Source organism: Acetobacter syzygii, from assembly GCF_000964225.1.
Classification (GTDB): domain Bacteria; phylum Pseudomonadota; class Alphaproteobacteria; order Acetobacterales; family Acetobacteraceae; genus Acetobacter; species Acetobacter syzygii.
Window position 1 is genome coordinate 100,527 of record NZ_BAMZ01000010.1, and the last position, 12,172, is coordinate 112,698.

General features: G+C 60.4%; 9 protein-coding genes and 1 pseudogene. 3 read left to right on the forward strand and 7 right to left on the reverse strand.

What is annotated here, in order from left to right; translation table 11 throughout:
• Window positions 1-229 precede the first annotated feature (229 nt).
• A complete protein-coding gene (locus Absy_RS05235; protein ID WP_048853678.1) occupies window positions 230-1,696 on the forward strand; it encodes a protein adenylyltransferase SelO in 1,467 nt (488 codons plus the stop codon).
• Window positions 1,697-1,707: 11 nt separating this feature from the next.
• On the opposite strand, the gene Absy_RS05240 is transcribed toward Absy_RS05235, so the two are convergent.
• Both Absy_RS05240 and Absy_RS05245 read right to left on the reverse strand, forming a co-directional pair.
• A complete protein-coding gene (locus tag Absy_RS05240) occupies window positions 1,708-2,496 on the reverse strand; it encodes an ABC transporter ATP-binding protein (protein WP_048853679.1) in 789 nt (262 codons plus the stop codon).
• Complete coding sequence (locus Absy_RS05245; protein ID WP_048853680.1) at window positions 2,493-3,545, reverse strand: FecCD family ABC transporter permease; 1,053 nt, start codon at window positions 3,543-3,545, stop codon at window positions 2,493-2,495. Before Absy_RS05245 ends, Absy_RS05240 begins: the two co-directional genes overlap by 4 nt.
• Before the next feature lie 230 nt (window positions 3,546-3,775).
• On the opposite strand from Absy_RS05245, the gene Absy_RS05250 reads away from it, so the two are divergent.
• Window positions 3,776-4,720, forward strand: a complete 945-nt coding sequence (locus tag Absy_RS05250; RefSeq protein WP_048853707.1) for an RluA family pseudouridine synthase — start codon at window positions 3,776-3,778, stop codon at window positions 4,718-4,720.
• Between the two features lie 328 nt (window positions 4,721-5,048).
• Window positions 5,049-5,933 (forward strand): RNA polymerase sigma factor RpoH, encoded by an 885-nt coding sequence (rpoH, locus tag Absy_RS05255; protein ID WP_048853681.1) that lies wholly within the window; start codon window positions 5,049-5,051, stop codon window positions 5,931-5,933.
• A 52-nt stretch (window positions 5,934-5,985) separates the two neighbouring features.
• Here rpoH and recJ read toward each other — a convergent pair whose 3' ends face one another.
• The 5 genes and pseudogenes from recJ to Absy_RS05280 form a co-directional block, all read right to left on the reverse strand.
• Window positions 5,986-7,818, reverse strand: a complete 1,833-nt coding sequence (gene recJ, locus Absy_RS05260; RefSeq protein WP_048853682.1) for a single-stranded-DNA-specific exonuclease RecJ — start codon at window positions 7,816-7,818, stop codon at window positions 5,986-5,988.
• Window positions 7,819-7,836: 18 nt separating this feature from the next.
• Window positions 7,837-8,835 carry a class II fructose-bisphosphatase gene (gene glpX / locus Absy_RS05265; protein WP_048853683.1) on the reverse strand — a complete coding sequence of 333 codons (999 nt, stop codon included), beginning with the start codon at window positions 8,833-8,835 and terminating at the stop codon, window positions 7,837-7,839.
• 63 nt (window positions 8,836-8,898) lie between these two features.
• Window positions 8,899-10,212 (reverse strand): homoserine dehydrogenase, encoded by a 1,314-nt coding sequence (locus Absy_RS05270; RefSeq protein WP_048853684.1) that lies wholly within the window; start codon window positions 10,210-10,212, stop codon window positions 8,899-8,901.
• On the reverse strand, window positions 10,209-11,444 hold the full coding sequence (locus Absy_RS05275) for an LL-diaminopimelate aminotransferase (protein WP_048853685.1): 1,236 nt from the start codon (window positions 11,442-11,444) through the stop codon (window positions 10,209-10,211). The genes Absy_RS05270 and Absy_RS05275 overlap by 4 nt, the downstream gene beginning before the upstream one ends.
• Window positions 11,445-11,610: 166 nt before the next feature.
• Window positions 11,611-12,172, reverse strand: a pseudogene (locus Absy_RS05280) (hypothetical protein); the annotation flags it as partial.

Below are 12,172 nucleotides of genomic sequence, written 5' to 3' on the forward strand. Positions count from 1 at the left end.
CCAGTGGCCTGGTTGCTCCGATATACGGTTTTTATTCTGTTGTTCAGGTACGCCAGAACGTAGCCTGACCGGATGGTCCGGTTGTGGCCTTTCCTATCATGTTCGTGGTGTCTGTGCCAGACAGGTGCAAACTCGGGCGTATGTGGCTCGTTCCTGTGTGTTGTGCGGTACAGGCAGGGCTGCCCCTCCGTGCCGGTTGTCAGGTTTTTTTACAAGGCGTCATAAAGTAATGCCCTACTCCTCCATTCGGCAGGCTTACGCAACGCTGCCCTCCCGTTTTTATGCCCGCGTAGAGGCAATGCCCGTTGCGGCGCCTCATCTGATTGCATTGAACAGGCCGCTCGCTGCGGCACTGGGGTTGGATGCCGCATGGCTGGCAGGCCCGCAGGGGCTGGCCATGCTGGCGGGGAACCAGATGCCACCGGGCGTGGCCCCCTTGGCTACGGTGTATGCCGGGCATCAGTTTGGCCACTTCAGCCCTCGTTTGGGGGACGGTCGCGCCCTGCTGCTGGGCGATGTGCAGGACCAGCAGGGCCATGTAAGGGAGATCCAGCTCAAAGGTTCCGGCCCAACGCCGTTTGCCCGCAGGGGGGATGGCCGGGCAGCCCTTGGCCCCGTTCTGCGCGAATACCTGCTGAGCGAGAGCATGGCCGCACTGGGCATTCCCACAACCCGTGCCTTGGCAGCCGTGCAAACGGGTGAGCGTGTTTACCGTGAAACACCGTTACCCGGCGCCATTATGGTGCGCGTGGCCCGGAGCCATATCCGTGTTGGCACGTTCCAGTTCTTTGCCGCTACGCAGGATGTGGCGGGGTTGCGTGTTCTGGCCGACTTTGCCATTGCACGGCTTTACCCCCATGTCGCGCAGGATACCCAGCCCTATGCTGCGTTCCTGCAGGCCGTTGTGGCAGCGCAGGCCGAGCTTGTGGCCCGGTGGATGCTGGTTGGCTTTATTCATGGTGTGATGAACACGGATAATATGGCCATATCGGGCGAGACCATAGATTATGGCCCCTGTGCTTTTATGGATGCCTACCATCCGGCAACCGTGTTCAGCTTTATTGATGAGCGCGGGCGCTATGCCTACACCAACCAGCCGACCATAGCCCTGTGGAATCTGACCCGGCTGGCCGAAGCCCTGCTGCCCCTGCTGGCAGAGGACGAAGAGGCCGCATTGCGCAATGCCCAACAGGCGCTGGCGGGGTTTAATGCGCGTTTTCATGCGGTTTACTTTGCGGGAATGCGCGCAAAACTGGGATTGGTGGGGGAGCAGGAGACGGACGAAACCCTGTTCCAGACCCTTCTTGACCTGATGACGCAGGAAAAGGCGGACATGACCAACACGTTCCGTGGGTTAAGTCAGGCCCGCGTGTTGCAGGGGGCGGAGGCTCCCACAGGTCTGCCAGAAAGCTTTGGGCCATGGCTGACCCGGTGGCGTACCCGGCTGATGCAGGAGGGAGGGGAGGATTGGGCTGCGCGGGCGCAGGCCATGCGGCAGGTCAATCCATGCTACATTCCCCGCAACCATAAGGTGGAAGCCATGATCAGGGCCGCCGTGGAGCAGCAGGATTACACCCGGTTCCACGAGATGCTGCACCTGCTGGCCACCCCTTATGTGGAGCAGCCGGGCATGGCGCAGTATGCCACACCACCCAGCCCGGAGGAGCAGGTCCGCTATACCTTTTGTGGCACGTAAGGGGGGAAGGGCTACACCACCCCAGTCGTGCTGATAAAATATTGCCCGTTCTGCCCCACATCCACCCGTGCATGAATGCGGTACACGGTGCGAAGCCGGTCAGGGGTAAGAATATCCGCCGGTTTGCCGCAGGCCAGAATATGGCCATTGTGCAAAAGGCAGGCCAGATCGCACTGGTTGAGTGCGGTGTTCAGGTCATGCAGCACAAGAATGGTAACCAGATTGCGCTGTGCTGTCTCGCGCCGGAGCAGGGCCATAACGGTCTGCTGGTAATAGGGGTCCAGCGCACTAAGCGGCTCATCCAGCAGCAGGGCCTCCGGTTTGCGGCCAAGGGCCTGCGCCAGCCCCGCCAGTTGCCGTTGCCCGCCAGAGAGCGTGTGCAGGCTGTGTGTGGCCAAATGGGCAATGCCTACATGGTGCAGGCAGGTCATTGCGGCCTCTATGTTTGCGGTGCTGGTCGCACCGGATGGGCCAGTGGCGTGGCGGGCAGCCAGCATGGCATCCAGCACACTCAACCGTACGGGTTCGGGCAGGGTCTGTGGCAGGTACAGGCAGCGTTGCGCACGCTGGGCCAGTGGCAGGGTGGTAAGGTCCACCCCATCCAGCGTTATGCGGCCTGTTGCACGGAGCAGCCCGCCCATGGCGCGCAGCAGAGTGGATTTGCCGCTGCCATTGGGGCCAAGTATGGCGCAGACCGCACCGTGGGGGAATGGTCCGGCATGAACATCCACCAGCACCGGCTTGCGGCCGTAACGGACGTTTAGCTCTTTGGCGACCAAACCTTCCGCCGGATGGGTCAAGGCCGGTCCCCCTCAGCACGTAAAACAATGATGAGAAAAAACGGAATGCCCACCAGTGCGGTTACAATACCTGTGGGTACAACCACACCCGGCACAAGCTGGCGCGCCACCAGAGCCGCCATGGAAAGAATAAAGGCACCACTTAACAGGCTTGCAGGCAGGTAAAAGCGGTGGTCTTCCCCCACAAGGCGGCGGGCAATATGGGGGGCAACCAGCCCAATAAAGCCAATTACCCCAACAAAGGCCACGGCTAGTGCACATAAAAGACTAATACGCAGCAGGGCTGCACGGCGCAGGCGGGGAACATCCACACCAAGGCTTGCGGCTCGCTCCTCACCCATGCGCAGGGTTGTCAGGGGCCATGCAGCCCTGAACGAAAGCGGGACAATAAATGCCAATGCGCCAGCAAGCAGGCCAAGAGTTCCCCAGGAAGCACGGGTCAGGCTGCCAAGGGTCCAGAACACCAGATTTTGCAGGGCATCCTCGTTCGCCACAAACTGCATGAGCGCGACCAGCGCCTGAAACGAAAAAACAAGTGCGACCCCGCACAGAATAACCGTGCCCGTACCTGCATGGCGCAGCCGTATCAGCATATCCAGAATCCATACGGATAGTGCCGAGCAGACAAATGCGCTCCCTGCTATCAGCCACATGTCCGGTACGTGGGGCATGTGCCAGTCCAGCACAATGGCCAGCGATGCGCCAAAAGCCCCCGCGGCAGAAAGGCCAAGGGTAAAGGGGCTGGCCAGCGGATTGGCCAGAATGGTCTGCATTTCTGCCCCTGCCAGTCCCAGAGCCCCGCCCACGCAGGCAGCCATAAGCGCATAGGGCAGGCGGATCTGCCATACGATTAGGCTGGTCTGCTCATCCACGCTGGAAGGGGCAAAAACCGTGCGCAGTATGGTGGCAGGGGACAACCCCGCAGGCCCCACGGCGCAGTCAGCCAGAATGGAGAGAACCAGCGCCACACCCAGCGCACCCAGCACAAGGCTGCGGTGGCGCATGGCGGTCTGGTAGCTTTGCACAAGGGCGGCGTGGTGGAGGGTCATGGTCGCGCACTATCCCGCCGTATATGGATCAGGGCAAGGGGCTTGGTGGACTGTGGGGGCAAATGCCATACGCCTCTGGCTTGACGCCTGCCCTATGAGCGGGCTTTGTAAGCGCACTTCCACCCCATGAGCGTGAGTGAGACAGACGGGTTTTGGCACAGACAGTTCCAGCACAGGGCGGGGAGGGAGCCGAATTTGCGCCCTCTCATGGCGCCACGCTTGCCTTTACGGTGGATGCGGCTCAGGCAGGGGAGCGGGTTGACCGTTTTTTGTCCTCCTGCCCTGGGGCACCATCGCGCTCGCGCATTAAAGGGCTGATCGAAGGCGGGCAACTGCTGTGTAACGGCGCGGTCCTGCGCGAACCTGCCATGCCCGTCAAACCCGGTATGGTGCTTGTGCTGGACCTGCCCGCAGCAGCCCCCGCCACGCCGCAGGGCGAAGCCATGGATTTTCAGGTCCTGTATGAGGATGATGACCTGATTGTGCTGGATAAGCCCGCAGGTCTTGTGGTCCACCCCGCACCGGGGAACGAGACAGGGACACTGGTTAACGGCCTGATCGCCCATTGCGGTAACAGCCTGCAAGGTATTGGGGGGGAGCGCCGCCCCGGCATTGTGCACCGGCTGGATAAGGATACATCGGGTGTTATGGTGGTGGCCAAAACGGAAAAGGCACATCTGGCCTTGTCCGAGGATTTTGCCGCCCGCCGCATAGACCGCGCCTATCTGGCCTTCTGCTGGGGGGTGCCAACCCCCGCAGAAGGGGATTACGAAGGCGCGATCGGCCGCGACAAGCGCGATCGCAAACGCATGGCGCTGGTCACCCATGGTGGTAAGTGGGCGCTAACCCACTACCGTACGCTCAGGGTGTTCAGTGCTGCCGCAGCACTGGTTGCCTGCAAGCTGGCAACAGGGCGAACGCACCAGATTCGGGTGCATTTTTCGGCCAATGCACACCCGCTTATGGGGGATCCTCTGTATTTGCGGCGTGTGCCAGCCGCTGCGCGCGGGTTGCCGCCTGTTGCCAGAGCCGCAGGGCTGGACTTTCCGCGTCAGGCATTGCACGCGGCCCGTTTGGGCTTTACCCACCCCAGAACCGGCGAAAAACTGCTGTTTGAAACCCCCATGCCAGCAGACATGCAGGAACTGGAGCAGGCGCTGAACGATTCGGAGTAAGCCGAGTCTGTGCCGGATTACGGGTGAATGGAGTTAAAAGAGGACCGCTCAGGTCCCTTAACTGTGGCAGTTTAGCTACCATGCGCACCTGTTTTCTTGACAGGGTGCATTTTTCGGGCGCACCTTCTTGTTCCATACCGCTCAATTTTCCGTAAAGCGGGAAGGGGCTTTTGGCATCTGCTGCTCATGCCGAGGGCAAGTGCAAAGGCTGTCATATTTTTCCATCGGGTTCTGGAGCTCGCCGCTGCAAATATGGATGCGCCTGTTGACGGAACAGGAACCAAACGCATCCGTGGGAGTTTCCAGCTCAGGAAGGAGTACTCAAATCATGGCCTCCGTCATTGATGTTGGGCCTGAAGGCAATCTTTCAAGGTACCTTCAGGAAATTCGCAAGTATCCTCTGCTCACACCAGAAGAAGAACTCTCTCTCTCCCGCAAATGGCGCGAGAAGGGGGACGTCAACGCAGCGCATCGGCTGGTGACCTCCCACCTGCGTCTGGTTGCCAAAATTGCCATGGGCTACCGTGGTTATGGGTTGCCCATCAACGAGCTGATCAGTGAAGGCAACGTGGGGATGATGCAGGCTGTCCGCCGCTTTGACCCCGAAAAAGGCTTCCGTCTGGCAACCTATGCCATGTGGTGGATCCGCGCTGCTATTCAGGAATATATTCTGCATAGCTGGTCTTTGGTCAAAATGGGCACCACGGCTGCCCAGAAAAAGCTGTTCTTCAACCTGCGCCGCCTTAAAGGCCAGATGCAGGCAATTGATGATGGTGATCTCAAACCAGAACAGGTGAACAAGATTGCCACAACGCTTGGTGTGTCCGAGCAGGATGTGGTGGATATGAACCGCCGCATGGCAGCACCCGACCACAGCCTGAATGCGCCGCTCAAGGCGGATCAGGAAAGTGAGTGGCAGGACCGTCTGGTTGATGATCAGGTCAATCAGGAAGATGTTTACGCCGAAAACGAAGAAATGTCGGGCCGCAAGGCATTGCTTGCTACCGCGCTGGAGACGTTGAATGAGCGTGAACGCCGCATTTTTACCGAACGCAGACTAAAAGACGACCCGGCAACACTGGAAGAACTCGCCCATGACTATGGCATCTCCCGCGAACGGGTACGCCAGATAGAAGTGCGTGCGTTTGAAAAGGTGCAGGAAGCGATGAAGAAAGAAGTCGCAGCGCGCCGGAGCGCTACTTTGGGGGAGTAAATTCCCCCCAAGGAGCCCCCCGTAAAGGGGGCTAAACCCTGACCGCTACAGCTCAGGCGTGTGCCACGTCCTGCACAAAAAAGGTTGCATCCGTGCGGCCATTCCAGCTTTCTGCCCGCAGGTAGCCTGCCAGATGCACGGGTGGGCGTGTTGTATCTTCCAGCACTGCGGCAAGGGGGTTGCCTTCCGCCTTGAACAGAAGAGCCTTGAGCTTGCTGCCATTGCTGGCGCGAACAAGGACCCGCAGGGTATTACCATCCCGCCCAATCCGGTCTGTGCGTACAATATTGGCATTGGGCAGGGCTATAAGAGGCTCCGGGTTGCCTGCCCCAAAGGGGGCCAGAGCCGCCATGTCTGTTGCCAGTTCTGCGGTGGCTCCGGTCACGGCCACAACAGCATCAATCGTCAGGTTAACCGTTGGGGGGAGTGCAGCCGCCTGTGGCAGACGGGTGTTGAGGAAGGTGTGGAACTCCTCAAGCCGGTCGGCTTCAAGCGAGAAACCGGCCGCCATGGCGTGCCCCCCGCCTGTTTTGAGAATTCCAGCCTGCCGTGCCGCAATAATTACGGTGCCAAGGTCCAGCCCCGGAACAGAGCGACCCGACCCCTTTATACTGCCGTCCTCCTGCTGGGCACCAACAAGAGTGGGGCGGTTAAAGCGTTCTTTTATGCGCCCCGCCACAATGCCCACAACCCCGGGGTGCCAGTCTTTGCTGGCCAGCAGAATAACGCCATGACCGGCCTCTTTCTGCTCTGCGGCCTGCTCCATGGCACGGTCCAGAATATCGGCTTCCACATCCTGCCTGCGGCGGTTGACGGCATCCAGTCGCTCGGCCATCTGGCGGGCCTCGTGCTGGTCGGGGCAGCGGAGCAGGCGCAGCCCCAAGGCTGCCTCGGCAATGCGGCCTCCGGCATTAATGCGTGGCCCCAGTGCAAACCCGCAGGAAAAAGCATCTGGCGCTTTGGTGACCCCCGCAATGTCCAGCAGGGCGGCAACGCCTACACGCTGGCGGGCGGCCATAATTTTAAGCCCTTCCGATACAAACAGGCGGTTCACCCCCTGTAAGGGCATAACATCGCACACCGTAGCCAGTGCTACGAGGTCCAGCAAAGGACGCAGGTCAGGTTCGGGCTGGGTGCTGTTAAAAAAACCGTTCTGGCGCAGGGTCCGTCTGGTTGCCACAGTTGCCAGAAAACTCAGGGCCGCTGCACAGATATGGCCAAGACCGGACCCGCAATCCACCCGATTGGGGTTAACGGTGGCCAGAATGTCTGGCAGGGCATCTTCCGACTTATGGTGGTCCAGCACCACCACGTCTGCCTTACCGGCAAGCTGGTTAAGAATGGCGGCGGAGGCCGTGCCACAATCCACGCAGATCAGCAGCTTTGCTCCCTGCGCGACCAGATTGTCCAGTGCGGGCAGGTTGGGTCCATACCCTTCGGTCATCCGGTCGGGAATATGGGTGAGAACGGAGCAGCCAAGATGTTCAAAAAAAGCGGCCAGTACGGCACTGGCGCAGGCTCCATCCACGTCATAATCGCCAAAAATGCCAATGGTTTCCCCCGCCTGTACGGCCTGGGCCATGCGGGCGGCGGCCTTGTCCATATCTGTCAGGGTGGACGGGTCGGGCATGAGTGCGCGCAAGGTAGGCGCCAGAAAATGCGGGGCATGTTCAGGGCTGACCCCACGCATGGCCAGCAGACGCCCAACAATTTCGGGGATACCGAGTTGCTGGGCCAGTGCTGCGCCAAGGCGGTTTGTCGTCGGGTCGTCGGCTCCCTCCCGCCATGACCAGCGCCGCCCGTTTACGCTGTGCTCCACATTGAGCACAGCAGGTGTGGTGGCAGAGGGCATGGATGGGGCCTCTGGCAGAGGTGTCGGGAGCATGGGGTTAAAAAACGACCGTTATTGCGGCGTCCATGTTTTGGTTTTGAAGTTGTGGTGGCCTTCAATAAAGCGGGACGTACCGGATTTGGAGCGCATGACCAAAGAATGCGTTACGGCTTGATGCGGATACTGCCGCACACCCCTTAGCAGCGCACCGGTGGTCACTCCGGTGGCGGAGAACAGCACCGAACCCGCAGCCATATCGTGCAGGTCCAGCTTGCGGTCCGGGTTTTTGCCGGGGTTCATCTTCTGGGCACGGGCGCGCTGGGCATCATCTTCAAACAGCAGGCGACCCTGCATCTGCCCTTCCACGCAGCGTACGGCAGCAGCCGTCAGCACCCCTTCTGGCGCACCGCCGGAACCGACGTAAATATCGACCTGGCTGCTGTCCAGGCAGGCGGCAATACCACCCGCCACGTCGCCATCGCTCAGCAGGCGCACACGGGCACCGGCTGCACGGGCGCGGGCAATCATTTCCTCATGCCGTTCGCGGTCCAATGTGCACAGCAGCAGGTCCTGCACGTTTTTGCCACGGGCTTTGGCAAGGTTCTTCAGGTTGGTTTCGATCGAGTTTTCAAGATCCACAACGCCTGCGGGCAGGTTGGGGCCAACCACGATCTTGTCCATGTACACATCGGGTGCGTGCAAAAAATTGCCGCGTTCGGCCAGCGCCACAACCGTAATGGCGTTTGGCATATCCTTGGCGCACAGGTTGGTGCCTTCCAGCGGGTCTACGGCAATGTCCATGGCTGGGCCGCCGGACCCCACTTTTTCACCAATGTAGAGCATGGGCGCTTCGTCCATTTCGCCCTCGCCAATGACCACGGTGCCATCAATGGCAACGGTGTCAAATGCTGTGCGCATGGCTTCCACCGCAGCGGCGTCCGCATCGTTCTTGCGGCCACGGCCCGTCCAGCGGGCAGAGGCAAGGGCCGCTGCTTCTGTTACACGCACCAGCTCAAGGGCCAGATTGCGGTCAGAAACAACGAAGGGAGAGGGGCCAATGGAATCAGACATGAGAAAGCGGGGTCCTTAATTGCACAATCGATTATAAGGCGGATGGGGCTGGCTGAGCGGATCTCAGGCAGCTTCGATCCGGATAACGACTGTGGAGTCTGTTACAACGCTCAGGGCATCAATCCGTGCGACGGCATCCTGCATAGCGGCCTCCGATGTCTGATGTGTGACCAGAACAAGGGGAACATAAGGCGTGCTATCATTTTCCGCCGGATGCTGGAGCATACTGCGCAGGGATACGCCGCAGTCGCGCAGCACGGCGGAAATGTCGGCAATAACGCCGGGGCGATCTTCCACCATCAGGCGCAGGTAAAAAGCACCCTGACCACTGGATAGGGGGCAGGCCCGCAGGGCAGGCTGCGTGTTGGTTTGCACACCCCACACCGCAATGGTGTGCCCACGTGCAATATCCACCAGATCAGCCGTGACCGCGCTGGCAGTGGGGCCAGCACCGGCTCCACGCCCTTCGATCATGATCCGGCCAACAAATTCGCCTTCGGCCACAACGGCGTTGAACACACCATCCACCTGCGCAAGGGGCGCGTTCTGCGGGACAAGGCAGGGGGTTACGCGTGCCTGCAACCCGGCATCGGTCATGCTGGCAAGGCCAAGCAGCTTAATGCGGTAGCCAAGGGCGCGGGCAAAGGTCTGGTCAATCGCGCCAATACGGCGGATGCCCTCCACATGCACACTGTCAAATGCAACGGGCTGACCAAAGGCCAGACCGGCCAGAATGGTCAGCTTGTGTGCGGCATCCAGCCCGTCCACATCGGTGGAGGGATCAGCTTCCGCGTAGCCCAGATCCTGCGCATCCTTCAGCACGGTTGCAAAATCCTTGCCGGTTTCGCGCATGACCGTGAGGATGTAATTGCAGGTGCCGTTTAAAATACCGCCTACGCGGAGCAGACGGTCTGCCGCCAGTCCTTCACGCACGGTTTTAATGGCGGGAATGCCGCCTGCCACCGCGGCTTCAAACAGCAGGGGGGCATTGTTGGCTGCACTCAACTGGGCAAGGGTGGAGCCATGCAGGGCCAGCAGGGCCTTGTTGGCCGTCACAACCGGTTTGCCAGCTTTAAGGGCGGCTTCCACCACGGCGCGTGCCGTACCTTCTGCCCCGCCAATCAGTTCCACCACCACGTCCACATCGGGGTCACTGACCAGATCTGCTGCGTTCTCATACCAACGTAGGGCGGAAACATCCACGCCACGGTCACGCGTACGATCTCGCGCGCTGACGGCGACCACCTCCAGCGGGCGGCCTGCGCGGGCGCTCAGCAAATCTGCATTGGCGCGTAAAAGACGGATAACGCCAGCGCCAACCGTGCCAAGCCCGGCAATGCCGAGACGAAGGGGAGAAGAAGAGGAACAGGATGTCACGGTACAACAGACTCCGGTTTTTGGGCTGGGTTGGAAGAGGGAGGGGCCTTAACGCCATGGGCTGCCATAAAGCCCTTGATCGAGCGCAGCGCCTGCCGCAGGCGGTGGGTATTTTCAACCAGCCCGATGCGGACGTGGTCATCGCCATATTCGCCAAAGCCCAGACCGGGAGCGACCGCAACTCCGGCCTCTTCGAGCAGAAGTTTGGAGAAGGCAACACTTCCCATTTCGCGGAAGGGTTCGGGAATGGGGGCCCACGCAAACATGGACCCTTCTGGCGAGGGCACGTCCCACCCGGCGGAGTGCAGACCCTTGATCAGCACGTCCCGCCGTTCCTTATACAGGTTACGCAGGTCGGCCACGCAGTCCTGCGGTCCGTTCAGGGCGGTTACGGCAGCAACCTGAATGGGGGTGAACGCCCCGTAATCCAGATAGGATTTAATACGGGTCAGAGCCGCGATCAGCCGTTCGTTCCCTGCGGCAAAGCCCACGCGCCAGCCTGCCATGGAATAGGTCTTGGACAGGGAGGTAAATTCCACCGCAATATCCCGCGCTCCCGGTACGGCAAGAATGGACGGCGGCACCACATCCCCAAAGTAGATTTCCGCGTAGGCAAGGTCGGATAGAATCCAGATTTCCTCGCGCCGGGCAAAAGCGACCAGTTCCTTGTAAAAATCCAGATCAGCCAGATACGCCGTGGGGTTGGAGGGGAAGTTGACAATCAGCGCCGTGGGTTTGGGCACGGAGTGGCGCACGGCGCGGTGGAGCGCGCGCAGCATGTCCTCGTTCGGGGTTGCGGGGATCGAGCGGACGGATGCCCCCGCAATAATAAACCCGAACTGGTGGATGGGGTAGGAAGGATTGGGCACCAGAATGGTATCGCCCGGGCTGGTAATGGCGGAGGCCAGATTGGCCAGCCCTTCCTTGGAGCCAAGGGTTACAATAACTTCGCTGTCAGGGTTGAGCTTTACGTTAAAGCGCCGGTCATAGTAGCCAGCAACCGCCTTGCGCAGGCCGGGAATGCCGCGGCTGACCGAATAGCGGTGCGAGCGTGGGTCGTTTACCGTCTCGACCAGCTTGCTCACAATATGCGGCGGAGTGGGGGTATCGGGGTTGCCCATGCCAAGGTCAATAATATCCTCACCCCGTGCGCGCGCTGCTGCCTTGGCCTGATTGACAGAGGCAAATACATAAGGCGGCAGGCGGCGGATGCGATGGAACTCTTCGGTCATGGACTCTGGGTGCTCTAAAAAGGTGAGAGGCGATGCCCCTCCCAGGGTGAAGGGAGAGAGCATAGTAATCGCCAAAATGGAACAGGCAACTCCTCTGGACACAAAACCGCTGTGCGGGGGTAAATTTAACCCACCGCACGGCCGCAGGGTGTCCGCTGGCGTAGCCTTAGGGGACGATCACTTTGGCCCCCGTTCCAAACGCATCGCCACGGACGGTTATGGTGGGGGCAGGCACCCCGCGCTTGGAAAGTTCGGAGGCAAGGCGTTTTGCGCGCAGCAGCCCCAGCCGCACGGCATCGGACTGGTCCTGCGCACTCAGGGAGGCTGCATCCCCAAAACCGCGAATGACCAGCGGGCCGTTCGGCCTTTTGCGCACAATCTTGTCTAACTCCCCTTCCTGCCCGGAGGAGAGCTGGTCGGACTGAGGCACAAAATGAAAGGCCACACCCTTGATGTCCGTCAGGTCATAGTTGGGGTGAACGCCATCAGGGATGTGGGCATCGGTTGGCACATCAAAGCCGGGGAAGGTCGGTGCCGTAGGCGGCTCTTGCGGTACTTGTGGAATATCCTCGGGGCGTATTTCGGGAATGGTCGCTTTTTCATGCACTTCTGGCATGGCGACCTCCGCCTCGTTGGCCGGGGTGCTGGTATTCTCTTTATGGCTGGCTTTTGTGGGCGTAGCACTTGGTGCAGGTGCAGGTGCAGGTGCAGGTGCAGGTGCAGGTGCA

Excerpts from the sequence above, each read along its gene's own strand:
- recJ (WP_048853682.1), bottom strand. The coding sequence starts at position 7,818 with ATGCTCCCGACACCTCTGCCAGAGGCCCCATCCATGCCCTCTGCCACC.
- Absy_RS05235 (WP_048853678.1), top strand. The coding sequence starts at position 230 with ATGCCCTACTCCTCCATTCGGCAGGCTTACGCAACGCTGCCCTCCCGT.
- glpX (WP_048853683.1), bottom strand. The coding sequence starts at position 8,835 with ATGTCTGATTCCATTGGCCCCTCTCCCTTCGTTGTTTCTGACCGCAAT.
- Absy_RS05245 (WP_048853680.1), bottom strand. The coding sequence starts at position 3,545 with ATGACCCTCCACCACGCCGCCCTTGTGCAAAGCTACCAGACCGCCATG.
- Absy_RS05275 (WP_048853685.1), bottom strand. The coding sequence starts at position 11,444 with ATGACCGAAGAGTTCCATCGCATCCGCCGCCTGCCGCCTTATGTATTT.
- rpoH (WP_048853681.1), top strand. The coding sequence starts at position 5,049 with ATGGCCTCCGTCATTGATGTTGGGCCTGAAGGCAATCTTTCAAGGTAC.